Origin of the sequence: Bradyrhizobium sp. 613_E4_N2_2 (genome assembly GCF_052075995.1) — a bacterium.
GTDB lineage: Bacteria > Pseudomonadota > Alphaproteobacteria > Rhizobiales > Xanthobacteraceae > Bradyrhizobium > Bradyrhizobium barranii.
Genome location: NZ_CP197234.1, coordinates 6,618,480 through 6,638,776 on the forward strand (window position 1 = coordinate 6,618,480; position 20,297 = coordinate 6,638,776).

A 20,297-nucleotide genomic window follows, 5' to 3' on the forward strand; every position below is an offset into this window, starting at 1 on the left:
CCCCACCATCATTCTCATTGCAGGAGCGGGGTCCGCAAGTCGAGGGTCAGCGGAAACTCATTTGTGCGTTCCTCGGGCGGGGGCTGCATCGGACCCGGCGTATGGCCGTGGTCCTGAAAGCGCGCCAGCCGCCGCGCCTCGGCCTCGTAGGTGTTGACGGGCTTGGTGTCGTAGCTGCGCCCGCCGGGATGGGCGACGTGATAGACGCAGCCGCCCAGCGAGCGGCCGTTCCAGGTGTCGATCAGGTCGAAGGTCAGGGGCGCGTGAACGGGGATGGTCGGGTGCAGGCCGGAGGCCGGCTGCCAGGCCTTGAAGCGGACGCCGGCCACGGCTTCGCCCGAGCGACCGGTCGAGGTCATCGGCAGGCGGCGGCCGTTGCAGGTCACGATGTGGCGGCCCTCGACAAAGCCCTCAGCTTTCACTTGAAGTCGTTCGACCGAACTGTCGACGTAGCGCACCGTGCCGCCGGCCGAGCCCTCCTCGCCCAGCACGTGCCAGGGCTCCAGCGCCTGACGCAATTCCAGCGTCACGCCGCCATGATGGACGCGGCCGAAGGCGGGGAAACGGAATTCGAGCTGGGCCAGATACCATTCCGGCTCAAAGGGATAGCCGGACTGCTTCAACTCAGAAAGCACGTCAAGAAAATCCTGCCAGATGAAGTGAGGCAGCATGAAGCGATCATGCAGCGCAGTGCCCCAGCGCACGAACTTGCCTTGTTGCGGCTCGCGCCAGAATTTTGCGATCAGCGCGCGGATCAGCAACTGCTGCGCCAGCGACATGCGCGGATCGGGCGGCATTTCGAGCGCGCGGAATTCGACGAGGCCGAGCCGGCCAGTGGTGCCATCGGGCGAATAGAGCTTGTCGATGCAGATCTCGGCGCGGTGGGTGTTGCCGGTGATGTCGACGAGCAGGTGCCGGAACAGCCGGTCCACCAGCCACAGCGGCGTCTGGTAGCCCGGTGGCGGCACGTGCGAGAGCGCGATCTCGAGCTCGTAGATGCTGTCGTGCCGGGCTTCGTCGATGCGCGGCGCCTGGCTGGTCGGGCCGATGAACAGGCCGGAGAAGAAATAGGACAGTGACGGATGCCGCTGCCAGTACAGCACGAGGCTCTTCAAGAGATCAGGCCGGCGCAGGAACGGCGAGTCCTGCGGGCTGGAGCCGCCGACCACGACGTGGTTGCCGCCACCGGTGCCAGTGTGGCGGCCGTCGACCAGGAAGCGGTTGGCGCCGAGGCGTGTCTTGCCGGCGTCCTCATAGAGCCCGACGGTGATGTCGACCGCCTCGCGCCAGCTCTTGGCCGGCTGGATGTTGACCTCGATGACACCAGGGTCGGGCGTCACCTTGATCACCTCGATGCGCGGATCGAACGGCGGCGGATAGCCTTCGACGTGAACCTGGATCTGCATCTCCTCGGCGGTCGCTTCGAGGGCCGCGACCAGCTCGAGATAATCCTCGATGCGCTCCACCGGCGGCATGAAGGCGCAGAGCACGCCGTCGCGGACTTCGACCGACATCGCGGTGCGGACGGGGACGGACGTGTTGAGATGCTCGGGCGCGACCTGCGGCGGCGATTCCGGGCGCGCGGCGAGGGTGAACACCGGCAGCTTGCCCCGCGGCTCCAACGGATCCTGCTCGACGATGTAAGGATATTGGTTGGGCGGGATGTAGCCGAGCGAGCCGATCGGCAGGCGCAAGCCCAGCGGTGAATCGCCCGGCATCAGGAACAGATGATTGCGCCGGAGTTGCCAGCGCTCGCTGCGCCAGCGCGGCGGCGCGTTCCAGCGTTGCACCGGCAGCACGAAGCCACGCGGCGTGTTGAGGCCCTCGTCGAACACGCGCGCCATCCGCGCGCGGGCTTCGGGATCGGATAATTTGGAGTCGGACGGATCGACGTTGAGGGGAAGCTCGGCTTCCTTCTGGAGCCAGTACGCGGTGTCCTCATAGGCTGGGATGACGTAGCCGGGATCAAGTCCGAGCCGCGCCGCCGCGCCCTCCACGAATTCCTGGGCGTCCTTGACCTCGGCGCGCCGCGGATTCTCGATCCTGGCGATCAGATCGGCATTCTTCCAGATCGGTACGCCGTCCTTGCGCCAGTACAGGCCAAAGGCCCAGCGCGGCAGGCTTTCACCGGGATACCATTTGCCCTCGCCGAAGTGCAGCAGGCCACCCGGCCCGAAGCGCGTGTGCAAGCGGCGGATCAGATCGTCGGCGAGCGCGCGCTTGGTCGGGCCGACGGCCTCGGTGTTCCATTCCGCCGCTTCCAGATCGTCGACGGAGACGAAGGTCGGCTCGCCGCCCATGGTCAGCCGGACATCCTGCGCGGCGAGATCGCCGTCGACCTGCTCGCCGAGGTCATTGAGCCGCGTCCAGGATTCGTCGGAGAACGGCTTTGTAATGCGCGGCGCCTCGCGGATGCGCTTCACGCTCATGTCGAACTCGAACTCGACCTCGGCAAAGCCGGCGCCGCCGGAGATCGGCGCCGCCGAACGATAGTGCGGCGTGGCCGCAACCGGGATGTGCCCCTCGCCCGCGAGCATACCCGAGGTCGCGTCGAAGCCGATCCAGCCCGCGCCGGGCAAATAGACTTCGGCCCAGGCATGCAGGTCGGTAAAATCGTTCTCGACCTCTGGCGGTCCCTCGATCGGATCGATGTCGGGGCGTATCTGAATGAGATAACCGGAGACGAAACGGGCCGCGAGACCGAGATGACGGAAGGTCTGGATCAGGAGCCAGGCGGAGTCGCGGCACGATCCGGCACCGGAGGAGAGCGTCTCCTCCGGAGTCTGCACGCCGGGCTCCATGCGGATGATGTAACGGACGTGCTTTTGAAGCTCGCGATTGAGATCGACCAGGAAGTTGACGGTGTTCGGGGCTTCAGGCGGGATCGCGTCGAGAAATTTTGCGAACAGGCGATCGGGCTTGATGGTCTCGAGATACGGCGCGAGCTCGGTCTTCAGATCCTTCGAATACTCGAACGGAAAGCTGTCGGCATAAGGCTCGACGAAGAAGTCGAACGGGTTGACCACGGTCATCTGCGCCGTGAAATCGACCTCGAATTTCAGCTCGGTCGTCTTCTCCGGAAAGACGTAGCGCGCGAGCCAATTGCCCTGCGGATCCTGCTGCCAGTTCACGAAATGATTGGCCGGAGTGACCTTGAGCGAATAGCTCAGAACCGGCGTGCGCGTATGCGGCGCCGGCCGCAGGCGGATGGTCTGCGGGCCAAGATCGATCGGGCGGTCGTATTTGTAGTGCGTGACGTGGTGTAATGCGACGTAGATCGACACGGGGTGCGGTGCTCCAGCAGCTTTTTTGAGCAGAACACCGGTTCCGGGTGGGATCAAGCACTAACAACGGGCACGGGTTGCCTACGCCGCGGGCTGAATTGCGAGTTACACTTGCCGAAGTGATCTACCTATGATCGAATGAACCATTGCCTGCACAAGCCGCGCCCGACGCGCCGCTTTGCGCATGATGGACTCTCCCGTTCGTAATGGTTGCCGCGCAACGTCTCGACGCGTGGCGCGGCCTGAAAGAGGAGATGTTTCCGATGAGCTTTCTGGTCAGATTCCCGCGGGCTTCCTATCGCGCCGACGCGCTCGATGGTTTCACTGTCACTCCAGGTTTCACACCGGAAAACGCGCAAGCCATGATGTGGTTGTCGCAGCTCGCCTACGAGACCGACGACCGCGACAAGGTAGACAATATCCTGACGGCACTGGGGCTAGAGATGCGCGGCTTCGGTGCCGACACTCCCGCTACAGGTTTGGTACCGCCAAAAGCCCGCTTCATTGTCGCCGTCGGACGCGGCGCGACTTTCGTCACACTCTCCGGCACCGATCCGCTCAGTATCAAGGATTGGATCACCGACTTCACCCTCGCACCAAGTCAAAATGTTCTTCACAAGGGATTTGCCGAAGCCGTCGATGCAGTCCGATCAGACATCGAAGTCGCGATCAGGAGTGGCGGCGCCGGACAGCCGCTCTTCTTTACTGGACACAGCATGGGCGGCGCCTTGGCAAATATCTCAGCACTGCGGGCGTTGGATGCTGGCCTACGGGCAACCGCCATTTACACGTTTGGCGGGCCGCGAACCGGCGGTCAGGATTTCTTTGAAGCCTACGAGCCTCTCAGCGAAAGCACGTTCCGGCTCGTCAACGGTAACGACATCGTCCCGGCCGTTCCACCCAGCCTGCGAGGCAACTTCCGCCACGTCGGCCGAATGCTGCGTTGCGCGTCTGGCTCGACCTTCGCAGGTCAGGTGCCGGCGTCGAAAGAGGGAAACGACCCCAGCTTCAACCTAGTCGGGCTTGGTACCCTTCTTACCGGAGGCAATTTCCACCTGAAGATCCCAAGCATCGAGGAACTCCGCAACATCGACCCGCGGACGCTCGACCAATCCGACGTACTGCCCGGCTTCGTGCGCGACCATGTTCCGGCAAGCTACTTCCGGGCGTTGTCGGTCACCATTCCGTAACTGCCGCGTAGCCTCACATAGTCGCCCCGAGCACCCAGGGCGCGAATTCGGCACCGCCGAAATCGAAGCTCTCGCTCTTGGTCGGCTGTCCGGACGCCGTCTTCAGGATGAGCTCGAAGATGCGCTGGCCGCATTGCTCGACGCTCTCCTCGCCTTCGAGGATGGTGCCGCAATTGACGTCCATGTCCTCCTCCATGCGCTTGTACATGGGCGTGTTGGTGGCAAGCTTGATCGAGGGCGCCGGCTTGCAGCCGAACACGCTGCCGCGGCCGGTGGTGAAGCAGACCAGATTGGCACCGCCGGCGACCTGGCCGGTCGCCGCGACCGGATCGTAGCCGGGCGTGTCCATGAAGATGAAACCCTTCTTGGTGATGGGCTCGGCATAGCGCAGCACGTCGACGAGATTGGTGGTGCCGGCCTTGGCCATCGCGCCGAGCGATTTCTCCAAAATGGTGGTGAGGCCGCCGGCCTTGTTGCCGGGGCTCGGATTGGCGTTCATCTCGGCGCCCTCGCGCTCGGTATACGCGTCCCACCAGCGCATGAGATCGACCAGCTTCTCGCCGACCTCGCGGCTGACGGCGCGGCGCGTGAGCAGATGCTCGGCGCCATAGGTCTCCGGCGTCTCGGACAGGATCACGGTGCCGCCGTGACGGACGATGAGATCGCTGGCAGCCCCAAGCGCCGGATTCGCGGATACGCCGGAATAGCCGTCCGAGCCGCCGCATTGCAGGGCCACGGTGAGTTCGCTGACGGGCACGGATTCGCGCTTGACCTTGTTGGAGTCCGCGAGAGCTTCACGCACGAAGGCAATACCCGCTTCGACAGTCTTGCGGGTGCCGCCGACCTCCTGGATGTCCATCGCGCGCAGGCGGCCGGCGAGCTTCTGCTCCTCCATCAGGCCGCCGATCTGGTTCACCTCGCAGCCCAGCCCAAGCACGATGACGTGGGAGAAATTGACGTGACGCGCATAGCCACCGAGCGTGCGGCGGAGCAGCGCCAAGGGCTCGTTCTGCGTCATGCCGCAGCCGGTCTTATGGGTCAGCGCGACCACGCCGTCGACATTGGGGAAGTCGGCGAGCGGATTGTCGCCGGTGAACGGATTCTTCTTGAAGACGTCGGCGACGAGGCTTGCGACATGCGCGCTGCAATTCACCGAGGTGAGGATGCCGATATAGTTGCGCGTGGCGACGCGGCCATCCGGGCGGCGGATGCCCTCGAAGGTTGCCGGCAGATCGAAGTTCGGCGTCGGCTTGACGTCGGCGCAATAGGCATAGTCCTTGGAAAAATCGCCCATGCCGCAGTTCTGCGTATGCACGTGCTGGCCCGGCGCGATCGGCACCGTCGCAAAGCCGATGATCTGTCCGTAGCGCCTGACCGGCTCGCCCACTGCGATCGGCTTGATCGCGACCTTGTGGCCGGAGGGAATGCGCTCGACCGTGGTCACGCCGTCGGCAACCAATGTTCCCGGCGGCAGGCTCGCGCGCGCGATCAGCACGCCATCATCGGGATGGAGGCGAATGACGGGGCTGATGGTCATGGCAGGTCTCCTGTATCAAAACTATCGTGCCCCGGACGCAGCGCAGCGTGAAACGGTGCGCTGCTGAGCCGGGGCCCCATGTGTCGTTTCTTTCGCAAGCAACTGGGTCCCGGCTCTGCGAAGCGGCGCTAGGCGCCGCATCGCGTCCGGGACACGAGATCAGGCCTTCCCGGCCGAATCCTTGCGGGTCGCGTTGACCTGCATCTTGGCGTAGGTCGTCATCAGGCCGACTTCGTTGGACAACGTCACCAGCTTGAAGCCCATGTTGATCGCACGCGCTGCGCCTTCCGCACCGCTGCAATGGATGCCCGGGTTGAGACCGCGCTTGGCGCATTCCTTGATGATCTTGTCGTAGATCGCGAGAATCTCCGGCTCGGTGCGGTCGAGCTTGGGCTCGAGGCCGTAGGAGAAGCCGAGATCGGACGGGCCGATATAGACGCCATCGATGCCCTCGACGTCGAGGATCGCTTCCATGTTCTCGACCGCGGTCCTGGTCTCCATCATCGGCAGCAGGATGGTGTCGGCATTCGCGGTCTTCTGGTAGGAGCCCGCGGTGCCGTACATGCCGGCGCGGATCGGGCCGTTGGAGCGGACGCCCTGCGGCGGATACTTGGAATAGGAAACGAGGTTCTTGGCCTCCTGCGCCGTGTTGACCATCGGGCAGATCACGCCATAGGCGCCGCCGTCGAGCACCTTGCCGATGATGCCGGGCTCGTTCCAGGGCACGCGGACCATCGGGGTCACGGGATGCTTGTCCATGGCCTGGAAGCACTGCACCATCGAGAGATAGTCCTGCACGCCGTGCTGCATGTCGACGGTGACGCTGTCGAAGCCGCATTGCGCGATCATCTCGGCGGAGAAGCCGGAGGGAATTGCGAGCCACGCGTTGACCACGGCCTTGCCCGACTTCCAGATTTCCTTGACCTTGTTCGCCACGTTGCCTTCCTTCTTTTGTTGCTTGGACCGTTGTTTGGACCTTCGTCACCATGACGAGCGCCGCGACAGCACGGCTCTGCTGTTACCGCGAACCGGGGCTCCGCGCTACGCTCGCAATGACGCAAGGCCTATGCGGTCGCCCGCTGGATGCTGACTTCGCTGACGCCGACCTCGCGGGCGGTGTTCACTATTGCCGCCCAGGTGTCATCCGGCAAGGGGATGCCGTTCTTGGTGCGCTCGGCCCGGGTTTTCCGCTCGGGATCGCCGGGAATCAGCACCTGATCGACCCCTGCCATCGGCTTGGTGGCACGGATGAAGTCCGTATAGCGCGATACCTCTGCGTCGAACACATGGGAGGTATCAATCACCTTCGGATCGACATAGAACGCCAGCATGCCGTTGGCAAAGCGCCGCCCGCCCGAGGTGGCCCCGGTTCCGGTCAGCGCGCCGCCGAGCAGCTCGCACATGAAGGCCAGACCCGAGCCTTTGTGGTCGCCGAAGGCACGGATCGCGCCGGTGCCCTTGGTGTGATCGCGCGGCCCTTCCGGCGTGAAGGGCCCGTAGAGCACGGTCGGGTCCTCGCTCAGGGTCCCGTCGGCATCGACCAGTGCGCCCTTCGGCAGCTTCTTGCCGCCGCGGCTCGCGACCAGCACCTTGCCTTCGGCGACGACCGAGGTGGCGAAATCCAGCACGATCGGATCCTGCCCCTCGCGCGGGATGCCGACGCAGTAAGGCGCGGTGGAGAGCCGCTTCTCGACGCCGCCGAACGGCGCCACCAGCAGCGAGCCGGCCGCATTGACGAAATGCACCGAGACCAACCCTTCGGCGGCAGCCATCTCGGCCCAGTCGCCGACGCGGCCGATATGACCGGCATTGCGCAGCGCAACCGCGGCAAGGCCCGCCTTCTTGCATTTCTCGATGCCGATCCGGACCGCCTGCGGCGTCACGGTCTGGCCATAGCCGAACTTGCCGTCGACCACCGCGAGCGAAGGCGTGTCGACAACCACCTCTGCGTTCTGGTTCGGGACCACGAAACCCGTCTTCTTCCAGCGGATGTAGACGGGCACGCGGATCACGCCGTGGCTGTCATGGCCGGTGAGATTGGCCGTGGTGAGATAGGTCGCGATCCGCTTCGCTTCCTCCGGCGAGGAGTCTGCGTGACCAAACACCTCGCCGACGAAGTCGATGAGGTTCTGGACCTGGATCGTGACCATCAAGAAACTCCCCGGTTAAGCATTCACCTTGGCATGGCCGCCGAGATAGGCGGCGCGGATCGCTTCGTTGCCCCAGAGCGCGTCGGGCTTGCCGCCGAGCACGATGCGGCCGGTTTCGAGCACATAGCCGTAATCGGCCACCGACAGGCCCATGCGCGCGTTCTGCTCGACGAGCAGCACCGTCGTGTTGCGCCGGATCTCCGAGATGATCTTGAACACGGCCTGCACGATGACGGGCGCAAGACCAAGCGAGGGCTCGTCGAGCAATAACAGCCGCGGCTTGGCCATCAAGCCGCGCGCAACCGCCACCATCTGCAACTGGCCGCCGGACAGCGTCCAGCCGAGTGCGTTGGTGAACTTCCGGATGTCAGGGAACAGGTCGAACATCGCGTCCGCCTCCCGCGAGATCTCCGAGGTCGGCGCGCGGCGATTGGACGCGCCGAGCATGATGTTCTCTTTCACGGTGAGACCCGGGAAGACCCTGCGGCCTTCCGGCACGTGCGAGATGCCCATGCGGACGATCGCTTCCGGACCAAGACCTGCGATCGACTTGCCGTCGAACAGGATGTCGCCGGAGGTCGGCTTGGCGAGGCCGGAGATGGCGCGCAGCGTAGTGGACTTGCCAGCGCCGTTGGCCCCGAGCAGCGTCACCACCTGCCCCTGCTCCACCGCGCAGGTCACCCCGCGCAGCGCTTCGATCTCGCCGTAGCGCACCACCAGATTGCGGATTTCGAGCAACGGCATCATTCGCTCCCGAGATAGGCGGAGACGACGTCGGGATGACGCAGCACGGCCAGGGATTCGCCGTCCGCGATACGGCGTCCGAAGTTGAGCACGGTGATGTGCTGGGCCGCTTCCGAGACCAGCGTCATGTCGTGATCGATGATCAGGATCGTCAGGCCCTGCGCCGCGATGCGCTTGAGCAGCTCGTGCAGTTCCAGCTTCTCGGTTGAGTTGAGGCCGGCAGCGGGCTCGTCGAGCAGCAGCAGCGTCGGGTTCGAGGCCAGCGCACGGGCAATCTCGATCAGCCGCTGATGGCCGTAGGAGAAGCTCGAGATCAGCTCGTTGGCCCGGCTGCCGAGCCCGACGAAGGTCAGCGCCTCCATCGCCCGCTCGGTCAGGGCGTCGTCGCCCTTCCCGACCATGGTGTTGCCGGGCCGCTCGGCGCCGATCTCGACATTCTCCAGCGCCGTCATCGAACGGAACAGGCGAATGTTCTGGAACGTGCGGCCGAGACCAGACGCCGTGCGCTGATGCGGCGGCATGTGGGTGATGTCGGTGCCGTCGAGCACGATCCTGCCGGCTGTCGCTTCATAGAGACCCGAGAGCACGTTGAGCGTCGTGGTCTTGCCCGAGCCGTTCGGCCCGATCAGCGCATGCACGCCGCCGCGCTTCACGGCGATGTCGACGCCGTCGACGGCCTTGAGACCGCCGAAATGCTTCGACAGGCCGGTGACTTCCAGCACCGTGTCGCCGCCGATCGTCGCCGGCTTCAATTGCAGGGCAGCCGCTGCCGGCGGCGCCTTGATCTTGGCGCGCCAGCGCGTGAAGGCGTCCGCAACAAAGCCCCAGATGCCGTCGGGCATGAAGCGGATGATCAGGATCACGAACAGGCCGTAGATCGCGAGATACAGGCCCGGCACGCTCTTGAGGAAGCGCAGCCATTCCGGGATCAGGATCAAGAGACCCGTGCCGATGGCAGAACCGATCGGCGAGGCCACGCCGCCGAGCAGCGACATGGTCAGGAACACGATCGATTCTGCAAAGGAGAACTGATCGGGGCTGACATAGGCGAAGCCGCCGGCAAACAATCCGCCCGCGAGCCCGCCGAGCAGCGCACAGAGCGCGAAGGCGTAGATCTTGGTGCGGAAGACGTCGATGCCGTTGACGCCGGCCGCAAGCTCGTTGTCGCGCACGGCGCGCATGGCGCGGCCGAGCTTGGTGTCGGAGAGATGCCAGACCAGGTAGCCGACGATCGCCAGCATCGCCACGCAGAAGGCGAGATAGCTCTGCGACGACTGGAACAGGTCGGGACGCTTAATGTTGGGGACGCCGTCGGGACCGCGCGTGAGCCAGATCGCGTTGATCATCACCAGCGTGACGATCTGCTGGAACGAGATCGTCACCATCGCAAGATAATGGCCGCCGAGCCGCAGCGTGGACATGCCGAGGAACGCGCCCGCGAGCAGCGAGATCACGCAGCCGCCGACGAGACACAGCCAGAAGCTGAGCTGCAGATCCGTCGTGCCCATGCCGACCGCATAGGCGCCGAGCCCGAAGAACGCCGCCTGCGCCAGATTGATCTGGCCGCACAGGCCGAGCACGACGGAGAGGCCGAACACCGCGATCGAGAACGTGGTGGCCTGCAGCAGGATGTTATGGACGTATCCGTCGAAGCGCATGTTGGCCGCGAGCGCGACCAGGATCGCCGCGCCGATGAAGTACGGCAGGTGCCGGATCACGAGCGGTTTCGAACGGATGGCGGGCGCCGGAATCGGCATGTTGTCGCTGGGTGCGCTCATGCCTTTTCCGCCACGCGTTCGCCGAAGATGCCTTGCGGCCGGAAGATCAGGAAGGCGACCAGCACCAGGAAGGCGAAGCCGTCCTTGTAGGGCACCGAGATATAGGCCGCACCAAAGGTCTCGATCACGCCGAGCGCAAGACCGCCGATGATGGCGCCGGCAACGTCGCCGAAGCCGCCGATGATGGTGGCCGCGAACGCCTTCAGCGCGATCGTCGAGCCCATCTGGATCGAGACGAACAGCACGGGTGCGACGAGGATGCCGGCAAGGCCGCCAAGCACCGCCGAATAGATGAAGGTGATCATGATCATGGTGGAGACGGAAATGCCGAGCAGCGAGGCCATTTCCTTGTCCTGCGAGGTCGCCTGCAGCTTCTTGCCGAGCAGCGTCTTCTCGAAGAACCAGAAATTGAAGATCACGAGGCAGATGGTGACGCCGATGATCAGGAGATACTGGCTGTCGAGATAGACCGGGCCGACTTGAATGCCGGGCGTTTCAAACCAGCCTTCCAGCACCTGCGGCTGCGGACCGTAGATCGCGAGCACGGAATTGGCGAGCAGGATCGAGGCGCCGATGGTGGCGATGATCACAGGCAGATAGGTGCGGTGACGCAGCGGATAATAGACGCCGAGATTGAAGATGACACCGAGCAGCGCCATGCCGAGCAGCGCGACGATGAAGGCCGCCCAATAGGGCAGACCGGCTTCGACCGCGACGACCATCAGATAGGCCGCGACCATGGAGAATTCGCCCTGGGCAAAATTCACCACGTTGGTGGCACGGAAGATCAGCACGAAGCCAAGCGCGACGAGCGCGTAGACGGCGCCGATACCGATGCCGGTAAAAAGGAGTTGTAGGGCGAGATCCATGACAAGCTTCTGTTGGAGGTCGGATGCGTTCGCCGAAAGACGGTTCGACCTCCCCGATCGAAATCGGGGAGGCCGTTTCAACGTCAGTCGTTGAACTCGATGTGCTTGTCGAAGACGATGCTGCCCTTCTCGTTCTTCACGATGTTGTAGCCGTGGAGACCATCGCCGTTCTGGTCGAAATTGTATTCGCCCTCGGCACCCGGGAACTTCTTGATCGCGAGGATGGCTTCGCGGACCTTGGCCGGATCGGTCGTGCCGGCCTTGTTGATGGCCGCCGACAAGACGCTGATGGCGTCGAAGGTCCAGGAGCTCTGGTTGTCGGGCGCGACCTTGACCGCATCGCGGTAGATCTTGCCGAATGCCTTCGAACCTTCACTGGAATCCTCGGCATAGTCCGCCACGCCATACGTGTTGTAGAGCGCGGGACCTGCGAGCTTCAGCGCGGTGATGTTGACGATCGAAGGCGAGCCGACCCACGGGATGTTGACGCCGAGCTGACGGAGCTGGCGGGCGAAGATGCCGAGATCGTTCTCGAACGTGAAGTAGGAACCGAGGATGTCGGCGCCGAACTGCTTGATCGCGAGCACGACCGGGGTGAAGTCCTGGCTCTGGTTGGCGTAGCCTTGGTCGAGCACCGAGGGGGCACCGAGCTTTTCGAGCGCGGCGGTCAACGCCTTGCCGCCGGCGGTGCCAAAAGCGTCGGTCGAGTGCAGCACGGCCCACTTTTTCTTGCCGAGCGTATTGACGCCGTATTCGGCGATGACGCGACCGGAATAGCTGTCATTGGGGCGGCAGCGGAACAGCCACTGATTGCCCATGTGGGTGAGGTTAGGATCGGTGCCGCCGATCATCACGGGCTTGCCAAGCTTGATCACGTCGGGCGCCATCGCGTGCACCTGGGTCGAACGGATCGAGCCGAGGAACCCGACGATGTCGGACTGCGCGGCGAGCTTGGAGAAAGCGAGCACGATGCCGGGATTGGTGGTCTGGTCGTCCTCGACGATCAACTCGCCTTGTTTTCCCAGGATACCGCCGGCTTTGTTCACAGCTTCGAGCGCGAGCTTGGCGCCCTTGATGGCGTAACCGCCGGATTCAGCGGCGGGACCGGTGACGGGCGCGCACATGCCGATCTTGATGGTGGCGCCTTGCGCATGCGCGCTCTTGATGAGGTATGGCGCGGCAATGCCGGCAGCAATTCCGGCCGCGAAGTCGCGTCTCGTCAGTCTCATTCATTCCTCCCTGGGGCCGGGCATCCTTGTCGGCCCTTCTTGGTCTTGGCTCTATCGCTGAATACAGAACCGGATGCTACTTACGAATTCTGCCGATACGAGTAAATTGATATTGCGCCAACATCGACTAACTGCGCAGAGCGCGCACCCAATAGTGATCAACACCCGCGACGGCTGTCTATTCTCAGCGATTTCTCACGGCATTTTCACGCATTTCGTGGCGATCGCGCTGCCCACGCATTATGCAATGATGACAGTCATGCGTAGTTGGAAAGTGATCATGCAAATTTGCCGTTACGTTTCATCCGTGACGTCACTCGCGCCCGTGGAAGCGAGACACGATTCCAACTGACCGAGCATCTCCTGCAACTCGGCGAGCTTGCGCGCGCCGAAGCGTTGCGTGATCTCGGCGTAGATCGCTTCCGAGGATGGGGCGACCGCGGCCATCAGCTTCACGCCCTCCTTCGAGATCGAGACCATGCTGCGGCGCTGGTCCGCCTTCGCGGTCTTGCGCTCGATCAGATTGCGCGCCTCGAGATCGCGCAGGATGCGCGACAGGCTCGGGCCGAGGAGAAATGCCGTGCGCGCGAGCTCTGTCACCTCCGCGGCCTCGATGGCTGCCAGTGCGCGGAGGATGCGCCATTGCTGCTCGGTCAGGCCGTGCTCGCGCAGCTTGGGACGAAATTGCCGCATCACCGCTTCACGCGCCCTGAGCAGCGACATCGGCAGCGAGCGCGAGAAGTCGCGCATCGGCACCTGCCGTGCGGCGGGCTCACTTCCGTTCGCGGGATCAGCCGGTCTCTTCGCCATGTCGTCCTTTCAAGCCGCAAAATGTTTGCAGTGCAGCAAACCCAAATTGTGTTTGACGCATTCACTTAACATGTTAAGTATCTCCGGGCACCACGATTTGTAAGATCACAGATGGCGCTTTCCAACGACGATATCCAAGCTTGCGCGAACCGTCTGCATCAGGCGGAGAAGACCCGCACCCAGATCCGGCAGCTCTCGCAGGATTTTCCAGGCATTACCATCGCTGACGCCTACGCGATTCAAAAGGCCTGGGTCGACCTCAAGCTCGCGGAGGGCCGCACCGTCAAAGGCCACAAGATCGGCTTGACCTCGAAGGCGATGCAGAGCGCGCTCAATATCGACGAGCCGGATTCAGGCGTGCTGCTCGACGACATGTTCTTTGCCGATGGCGGCCTTGTCCCGACCGAGCGCTTCATCGCCACGCGCGTCGAGGCCGAGCTCGCCTTCGTCATGAGCAAGCGCCTCGCGGGGCCGGACTGCACGATGTTCGACGTGCTCAACGCCACCGACTTCGTCGTGCCGGCGCTGGAAATCCTGGACACGCGCATCGAGCGCGTCGATCCCAAGACCAAGGCGACGCGAAAGATTTTTGACACCATCGCCGACAACGCGGCGAATGCCGGCATCGTGCTCGGCGGACGGCCGATCCGCCCGCTGGACGCCGACCTGCGCTGGATCGGCGCGCTCTGCTTCAGGAACGGCCAGCTCGAGGAGACGGGCCTTGCCGCCGGCGTGCTCAATCATCCCGCGACTGCGGTGGCCTGGCTCGCCAACAAGATCGCGCCGCTCGGCCTTGCGCTCGAGCCCGGGCAGGTCGTGCTCGCCGGCTCCTTCATCCGTCCGATCGAGACCCGCAAGGGCGACACAATTCAGGCCGATTATGGCGCCTACGGCTCGGTGAGCTGCTACTTCGCTTAGACGAACAAAAAAACAGGGAGTGAAACCGCGATGCCGCATTTCACCATCGAATATTCGGCCAATCTCGACGGCCGCCTCGACATCGGCGCCGTCTGCGAGGTGGTGCGGAAGGCGGCAGTCGAGACCGGCATCTTCCCGCTCGGCGGCATCCGCGTCCGCGCTGTCAGGTGCGAGCACTACGCGATCGCGGACGCGCGGCAGGACTACAGCTTTCTCGACATGGTCCTGCGCATCGGCGAAGGCCGCGACCTTCCCACGCGTCAGAAAGCCGGCGAGCACGTCTTCCAGGCGCTTTCAAAACATCTCGATCCCGTCTTCGCCGCCAGCAAGTTCGCCCTGTCGTTCGACATGCAGATCAACGACAAGGACACCAGCTGGAAGCGCAACAACATCCACGACGCCCTGAAAGTGGAGGCTGCCCATGGATAAGCCCACGCCGAAAGCCGATGTGTTCCAGGCCAATCGCGACCGCGCAGCACCGCTGCTGAAGAAGCTGCGGGCCGACGGCATCGGCCACATGATCGACGGCAAGATCGTCGCCTCGATCTCCGGTGAGACATTCGAGACGAAGTCGCCGGTCGATGGCGCCACGCTCGCGAGCGTCGCACGCGGCAACGCCGAGGACATCGACGCCGCAGCCACCGCCGCTGCGCTGGCCTTCAAGTCCTGGCGCGACATGGGACCGGCGATGCGGAAGAAGCTGCTGCACCGCGTCGCCGACGCGATCGAGGACAATGCCGAAGACATCGCGGTGCTCGAATGCATCGACACCGGCCAAGCCTATCGCTTCATGGCCAAGGCCGCGATCCGCGCCGCCGAGAATTTTCGCTTCTTCGCCGACAAATGCGCCGAGGCGCGCGATGGCCAGAACACGCCGAGCGACGAGCACTGGAACGTCTCGACCCGCGTGCCGATCGGCCCGGTCGGCGTGATCACGCCGTGGAACACGCCGTTCATGCTCTCGACCTGGAAGATCGCGCCGGCACTGGCCGCGGGCTGCACCGTCGTGCACAAGCCGGCCGAATGGTCGCCGGTGACGGCCGCCGTTCTGGCAAGGCTCGTCAAGGAAGCCGGCGTTCCCGACGGCGTGCTCAACACCGTGCACGGTTTTGGCGAGGAGGCCGGCAAGGCCCTGACCGAGCATCCCGCGATCAAGGCGATCGGCTTCGTCGGCGAGAGCGCGACGGGATCGGCGATCATGGTTCAGGGCGCGCCGACCTTGAAGCGCGTGCATTTCGAGCTCGGCGGCAAGAACCCGGTGATCGTGTTCGACGACGCCGATCTCGACCGCGCGCTCGATGCCGTCGTGTTCATGATCTACTCGCTCAACGGCGAGCGCTGCACGTCGTCGAGCCGTCTGCTGATCCAGCAAGACATTGCCGAGACATTCATCGAGAAGCTGACCGCGCGCGTGAAGGCACTCAAGGTCGGCCATCCGCTCGATCCCGCCACCGAGATCGGGCCGCTGATCCACGAGCGGCACCTGGCCAAAGTGTGCTCCTATTTCGACGTCGCGCGGCAGGACGGCGCGACGATCGCAGTCGGCGGCAAGGCCTATGACGGCCCGGGCGGCGGACATTACGTCGAGCCGACACTGGTGACCGGCGCAACCGGCAAGATGCGCGTGGCGCAAGAGGAAGTGTTCGGCCCCTTCCTCACCGTGCTGCCCTTCAAGGACGAGGCCGACGCCATCGAGATCGCTAACGACACCCGCTACGGCCTGACCGGCTATGTCTGGACCAACGACGTCGGCCGCGCACTGCGCGTTGCCGACGCGCTGGAGGCCGGCATGATCTGGCTGAACTCGGAAAACGTCCGCCATCTGCCGACGCCGTTCGGCGGCATGAAGGCCTCAGGCATCGGCCGCGATGGCGGCGACTACTCGTTCGACTTCTACATGGAAACCAAGCACGTCTCGCTGGCGCGGGGCACGCACAAGATTCAGAAACTGGGAATTTGATTGTCATTCCGGGGCGCGCGGAGCGCGAGCCCGGAATCCATTCATCCACCAACTCTGCTGCGCGATGGATTCCGGGCTCGGCTCTGCGAGCCGCCCCGGAATGACAGAAGACCGAGGGGAAACGCCGATGCCCGTACCGCAACACATCTTCGAACCGCCGTTCAACATCATCCGCTCCAGCCACGTCGTGCTCGACGTGACTGACCTGAAGCTCAGCCGCGAATTCTACGAGACCACCGTCGGCCTGCATGTCGAGGATGCCGACGACAAGGTCGTCTATCTGCGCGCAGCCGAGGAGCACCAGCATCACTCGCTGGTGCTGCGCAAGGCGGCGGTGCCCGCCTGCGCCCGGCTCGGCTTCAAAGTCGGCAACGACAAAGACCTCGACAAGGCCGCCTCCTTCCTTTCGGAGAACGGTCTCTCTTACGCCTTCGTCGACCAGCCCTTCCAGGGCCGCACGCTGCAATTCACCGACCCCTTCGGCTTCCAGATCGAGCTCTACGCCGCGATGGACCGGCGCCCGCATCTGCTTCGCCGCTACGATCTCTACAGGGGATGCCATCCACAGCGGCTCGATCATTTCAACGTCTTCGCCGCCGAGGTGCAGGACACCGTCGAGTTCTACGCGCGGCTCGGCTTCCGCCTCACCGAATATGCCGAGGAGGACGGACCGAACGGGCGCATTGCGGCTGCCTGGATGCATCGCAAGGGCAATGTCCACGACTTCGCCATCACCAACGGCAAGGGCCCTCGCCTGCACCACTTCGCCTACTGGACGCCGACGGCGATGAACATCATCCATCTCTGCGACGTGATGGCCTCGCAAGGCTTCGTCAAGAACATCGAGCGCGGCCCGGGACGCCACGGCATCTCGAATGCGTTCTTCCTCTACGTGCGCGACCCCGACGGGCACCGCCTCGAACTCTACACCAGCGACTACTTCACCGGCGATCACGACCACGAGCCGCTGCGCTGGTCGCTGCGCGATCCGCGCCGCCAGACGCTGTGGGGCGCGCCGGCGCCGCGGTCCTGGTTCGAGCAGGGCTCGCCGTTCAGCGGGCAGGCCGTGCGTGAGCCGAAGTTCGTCGCCGACGTGCTGGTGGCGGATTAATGCCGATGACAGGCAAAGCCTCTCTCTTCGTCGTCCCTGCCTAGTGCGCAATTGCGCACGGGAGCAGGGACCCATAACCACAGGGAGGAGTTTGGTGAAGACCCGTTGTTCGGTACTCCTACCTCATCCAATCGATAGATTCCGCGGTATGGGTCCCGGCGTTCGCCGGGACGACAGGAAGTGAAGAGTCACCAATGAAGCTCCCTCGCCTCGCCACCTATTCCGTCAAGGGTGAAACCAAGTACGGCGCCGTCCTTGAGGGCGGCATCGTCGATCTCTCCGCACGCCACGCAAAAGACTATCCGACGCTGCGCGAAGTGATCGCCGCCGGAAAGCTCGTGGGCCTTGCCGAGGAGGCAGCCAGCCTGACGCCAGACCATGCGCTCGGCGACATCACCTGGCTGCCGCCCGTGCCCGCGCCGGAAAAGATCATCTGCATCGGCGTCAACTATCCCGACCGCAATGCCGAGTACAAGGACGGCCAGGAGGCGCCGAAATATCCGAGCATGTTCATGCGCTCGCCCCGCTCCTTCGTCGGCCACGAGACGCCGCTGGTGCGCCCGCGCGCGTCAGCGCAGCTCGACTACGAAGGCGAGATCGTGCTTGTGATCGGCAAGGCCGGCCGGCACATCGCGGAAAGTGCCGCGCTCGACCACATCGCGGCGCTCACGCTCTGCAACGAAGGCTCGGTGCGCGACTGGCTGCGCCACGCCAAGTTCAATGTCACGCAGGGCAAGAATTTTGATTCCAGCGGCAGCCTCGGCCCGTGGCTCGTGCCCTACACGCGGGAATCGCAGATCGCCGACATTCGTCTGACCACGCATGTCAACGGCGAGCTCAGGCAGGAGGACCGGACCAGCCGGCTGATGTTCCCGTTCCGCTATCTCATCAGCTATATCTCGACCTTCGCGACGCTGGTCCCCGGTGACATCATTGTGACGGGCACGCCGACAGGTGCCGGTGCGCGGTTCGATCCGCCGCGCTATCTGACGCCCGGCGATGTCATCGAGGTCGAAGCCGAAGGCATCGGCATGCTACGGAATGGCGTCGTCGACGAAGCCTGACAACAATCGAAATGGAATAGTGCAATGACCACCCTCACCGGCGGCGAAGCGATCGTAAGCGGCCTTGTCGCCCACGGCGTCGACACCGTGTTCGGCCTGCCCGGCGCGCAGGTCTACGGCCTGTTCGACGCCTTCCACCAGGCCCAGCTCAAGGTGATCGGCGCGCGGCACGAGCAGGCCTGCGGCTACATGGCGTTCGGCTATGCGCGCTCCAGCGGCAAGCCCGGTGTGTTCAGCGTGGTGCCCGGCCCCGGCGTGCTCAACGCGAGTGCGGCGCTGCTGACCGCCTACGGCTGCAACGAGCCGGTGCTGTGCGTCACCGGCCAGGTGCCGACGCAATTTCTCGGCAAGGGCCGCGGCCATCTGCACGAGATGCCGGACCAGCTCGCGACCTTGCGCACCTATGTGAAGTGGGCGGATCGGATTGAAACGCCCGGCAACGCGCCGACCACCGTGTCGCGCGCCTTCCAGGAAATGACGTCCGGCCGTCGCGGCCCCGCCTCGGTCGAGATGCCCTGGGACGTCTTCACCCAGCGCGCGGACACCTGTGCCGCGAAGGTGCTGGAGCCGCTGCCCGCGCCACTGCCCGATCCTGATCTGATCACCCAGGCGGCCGCGGTGATCAGGAGCAGCAAGGCGCCGATGATCTTTGTCGGCAGCGGCGCGATCGAGGCGCGCGACGAAATCCTCGAGCTCGCCGAGATGATCGATGCACCCGTCGTCGCCTTCCGCAGCGGGCGCGGCATCGTCTCCAACGCGCATGAGCTGGGGCTCACGATGGCTGCCGCCTACAAGCTATGGCCGAAGACCGATCTCATGATCGGCATCGGCTCGCGGCTGGAGCTGCCAACCATGTCGCGCTGGCCGTATCGTCCCGACGGATTGAAGAGCATCCGCATCGACATCGATCCCGTCGAGATGCGGCGCTTCATCTCCGACACCGCCATCGTCGCCGATGCCAAGACCGCGACCGCCGATCTGATCCAAGCGGTCAGCAAGGCCGGCTACGGCAAGACCGCCGGCCGCCGCGCCGCGATCCGCGAGGCCACCGCGACCGCGCTGGCAGAGATCCAGAGCATCCAGCCGCAGATGGCCTATCTCAACATCCTGCGCGAGGTGCTGCCGGCGAACGCGATTGTCACCGACGAATTGTCGCAGTTCGGTTTCGCGTCCTGGTACGGCTTTCCGATCTACGAGCCGCGCACCTTCATCACGTCAGGCTATCAGGGAACGCTCGGCTCGGGCTTCCCGACCGCGCTTGGTGCCAAGGTGGCCAATCCCGACAAGCCCGTGGTGGCGATCACCGGCGACGGCGGCTTCATGTTCGGCGTGCAGGAGCTTGCCACCGCCGTGCAGTTCAACATCGGCGTGGTGACGCTGGTGTTCAACAACAACGCCTATGGCAATGTCCGCCGCGACCAGCGCGAGCGCTTTAACGGCCGCGTGGTCGCGTCCGATCTGGTCAATCCGGATTTCGTCAAGCTCGCGGAGTCCTTTGGTGTGGCGGCCGCGCGTGTCACCGCGCCGGACCAGTTCAAGGCGGCGATGGAAAAGGCGCTGGCCCATGACGGGCCATATCTGATTTCGGTGGAAGTGACGCGGGATTCGGAAGTCAGCCCGTGGGCGTTCATTCATCCGCCGAAGCCGTAGAGC

16 protein-coding genes are annotated in these 20,297 nt (G+C 64.3%); 7 read left to right on the forward strand and 9 right to left on the reverse strand.

Annotation, left to right across the window (positions count from 1 at the left end; translation table 11 throughout):
- Nucleotides 1-14: 14 nt before the first annotated feature.
- Nucleotides 15-3,284 (reverse strand): transglutaminase family protein, encoded by a 3,270-nt coding sequence (locus tag AB7290_RS31420; protein ID WP_354075227.1) that lies wholly within the window; start codon nt 3,282-3,284, stop codon nt 15-17.
- 263 nt (nt 3,285-3,547) lie between these two features.
- Here AB7290_RS31420 and AB7290_RS31425 point away from each other — a divergent pair, with 263 nt between their 5' ends.
- Nucleotides 3,548-4,474, forward strand: coding sequence for a lipase family protein (locus AB7290_RS31425; protein WP_161495909.1), 927 nt, complete (start codon nt 3,548-3,550; stop codon nt 4,472-4,474).
- A gap of 13 nt (nt 4,475-4,487) precedes the next feature.
- Here AB7290_RS31425 and AB7290_RS31430 read toward each other — a convergent pair whose 3' ends face one another.
- The 8 genes from AB7290_RS31430 to hpaR form a co-directional block, all read right to left on the reverse strand.
- Nucleotides 4,488-6,011, reverse strand: coding sequence for a UxaA family hydrolase (locus tag AB7290_RS31430; RefSeq protein WP_071915717.1), 1,524 nt, complete (start codon nt 6,009-6,011; stop codon nt 4,488-4,490).
- A gap of 159 nt (nt 6,012-6,170) precedes the next feature.
- Nucleotides 6,171-6,947 carry an HpcH/HpaI aldolase family protein gene (locus AB7290_RS31435; protein ID WP_028157190.1) on the reverse strand — a complete coding sequence of 259 codons (777 nt, stop codon included), beginning with the start codon at nt 6,945-6,947 and terminating at the stop codon, nt 6,171-6,173.
- A 128-nt stretch (nt 6,948-7,075) separates the two neighbouring features.
- Entirely contained in the window at nt 7,076-8,161 is a 1,086-nt protein-coding gene (locus AB7290_RS31440) for a malate/lactate/ureidoglycolate dehydrogenase (RefSeq protein WP_085403904.1), read from the reverse strand.
- Between the two features lie 15 nt (nt 8,162-8,176).
- A complete protein-coding gene (locus AB7290_RS31445) occupies nt 8,177-8,905 on the reverse strand; it encodes an ABC transporter ATP-binding protein (RefSeq protein ID WP_063986556.1) in 729 nt (242 codons plus the stop codon).
- Nucleotides 8,905-10,683: a branched-chain amino acid ABC transporter ATP-binding protein/permease gene (locus tag AB7290_RS31450; protein ID WP_085403905.1), complete on the reverse strand. Its 1,779-nt coding sequence runs from the start codon at nt 10,681-10,683 to the stop codon at nt 8,905-8,907. Before AB7290_RS31450 ends, AB7290_RS31445 begins: the two co-directional genes overlap by 1 nt.
- A complete protein-coding gene (locus AB7290_RS31455) occupies nt 10,680-11,552 on the reverse strand; it encodes a branched-chain amino acid ABC transporter permease (protein WP_071915720.1) in 873 nt (290 codons plus the stop codon). Before AB7290_RS31455 ends, AB7290_RS31450 begins: the two co-directional genes overlap by 4 nt.
- Before the next feature lie 83 nt (nt 11,553-11,635).
- A complete protein-coding gene (locus AB7290_RS31460) occupies nt 11,636-12,781 on the reverse strand; it encodes an ABC transporter substrate-binding protein (protein ID WP_441254230.1) in 1,146 nt (381 codons plus the stop codon).
- Nucleotides 12,782-13,075: 294 nt separating this feature from the next.
- Nucleotides 13,076-13,591, reverse strand: coding sequence for a homoprotocatechuate degradation operon regulator HpaR (gene hpaR, locus AB7290_RS31465; protein WP_085403907.1), 516 nt, complete (start codon nt 13,589-13,591; stop codon nt 13,076-13,078).
- 111 nt (nt 13,592-13,702) lie between these two features.
- Here hpaR and hpaH point away from each other — a divergent pair, with 111 nt between their 5' ends.
- From hpaH to AB7290_RS31495, 6 genes are all read left to right on the forward strand, one after another.
- The gene (hpaH, locus tag AB7290_RS31470; RefSeq protein ID WP_085403908.1) at nt 13,703-14,509 is read left to right on the forward strand and encodes a 2-oxo-hept-4-ene-1,7-dioate hydratase; all 807 of its coding nucleotides are present in this window, start codon (nt 13,703-13,705) and stop codon (nt 14,507-14,509) included.
- 30 nt (nt 14,510-14,539) lie between these two features.
- On the forward strand, nt 14,540-14,938 hold the full coding sequence (locus AB7290_RS31475) for a 5-carboxymethyl-2-hydroxymuconate Delta-isomerase (RefSeq protein ID WP_085403909.1): 399 nt from the start codon (nt 14,540-14,542) through the stop codon (nt 14,936-14,938).
- Nucleotides 14,931-16,469, forward strand: coding sequence for a 5-carboxymethyl-2-hydroxymuconate semialdehyde dehydrogenase (gene hpaE / locus AB7290_RS31480; protein ID WP_085403910.1), 1,539 nt, complete (start codon nt 14,931-14,933; stop codon nt 16,467-16,469). The genes AB7290_RS31475 and hpaE overlap by 8 nt, the downstream gene beginning before the upstream one ends.
- 127 nt (nt 16,470-16,596) lie before the next feature.
- A complete protein-coding gene (gene hpaD / locus AB7290_RS31485; RefSeq protein ID WP_085403911.1) occupies nt 16,597-17,580 on the forward strand; it encodes a 3,4-dihydroxyphenylacetate 2,3-dioxygenase in 984 nt (327 codons plus the stop codon).
- A 194-nt stretch (nt 17,581-17,774) separates the two neighbouring features.
- Nucleotides 17,775-18,644 carry a fumarylacetoacetate hydrolase family protein gene (locus tag AB7290_RS31490; RefSeq protein WP_085403912.1) on the forward strand — a complete coding sequence of 290 codons (870 nt, stop codon included), beginning with the start codon at nt 17,775-17,777 and terminating at the stop codon, nt 18,642-18,644.
- A gap of 24 nt (nt 18,645-18,668) precedes the next feature.
- Nucleotides 18,669-20,294: a thiamine pyrophosphate-dependent enzyme gene (locus AB7290_RS31495; protein ID WP_085403913.1), complete on the forward strand. Its 1,626-nt coding sequence runs from the start codon at nt 18,669-18,671 to the stop codon at nt 20,292-20,294.
- The last annotated feature ends 3 nt before the right edge of the window (nt 20,295-20,297 follow it).

Excerpts from the sequence above, each read along its gene's own strand:
- hpaD (WP_085403911.1), top strand. The coding sequence starts at position 16,597 with ATGCCCGTACCGCAACACATCTTCGAACCGCCGTTCAACATCATCCGC.
- hpaR (WP_085403907.1), bottom strand. The coding sequence starts at position 13,591 with ATGGCGAAGAGACCGGCTGATCCCGCGAACGGAAGTGAGCCCGCCGCA.
- AB7290_RS31445 (WP_063986556.1), bottom strand. The coding sequence starts at position 8,905 with ATGCCGTTGCTCGAAATCCGCAATCTGGTGGTGCGCTACGGCGAGATC.
- AB7290_RS31425 (WP_161495909.1), top strand. The coding sequence starts at position 3,548 with ATGAGCTTTCTGGTCAGATTCCCGCGGGCTTCCTATCGCGCCGACGCG.
- AB7290_RS31440 (WP_085403904.1), bottom strand. The coding sequence starts at position 8,161 with ATGGTCACGATCCAGGTCCAGAACCTCATCGACTTCGTCGGCGAGGTG.
- AB7290_RS31430 (WP_071915717.1), bottom strand. The coding sequence starts at position 6,011 with ATGACCATCAGCCCCGTCATTCGCCTCCATCCCGATGATGGCGTGCTG.
- AB7290_RS31495 (WP_085403913.1), top strand. The coding sequence starts at position 18,669 with ATGACCACCCTCACCGGCGGCGAAGCGATCGTAAGCGGCCTTGTCGCC.
- hpaH (WP_085403908.1), top strand. The coding sequence starts at position 13,703 with ATGGCGCTTTCCAACGACGATATCCAAGCTTGCGCGAACCGTCTGCAT.
- AB7290_RS31490 (WP_085403912.1), top strand. The coding sequence starts at position 17,775 with ATGAAGCTCCCTCGCCTCGCCACCTATTCCGTCAAGGGTGAAACCAAG.
- hpaE (WP_085403910.1), top strand. The coding sequence starts at position 14,931 with ATGGATAAGCCCACGCCGAAAGCCGATGTGTTCCAGGCCAATCGCGAC.
- AB7290_RS31450 (WP_085403905.1), bottom strand. The coding sequence starts at position 10,683 with ATGAGCGCACCCAGCGACAACATGCCGATTCCGGCGCCCGCCATCCGT.
- AB7290_RS31475 (WP_085403909.1), top strand. The coding sequence starts at position 14,540 with ATGCCGCATTTCACCATCGAATATTCGGCCAATCTCGACGGCCGCCTC.
- AB7290_RS31455 (WP_071915720.1), bottom strand. The coding sequence starts at position 11,552 with ATGGATCTCGCCCTACAACTCCTTTTTACCGGCATCGGTATCGGCGCC.
- AB7290_RS31460 (WP_441254230.1), bottom strand. The coding sequence starts at position 12,781 with ATGAGACTGACGAGACGCGACTTCGCGGCCGGAATTGCTGCCGGCATT.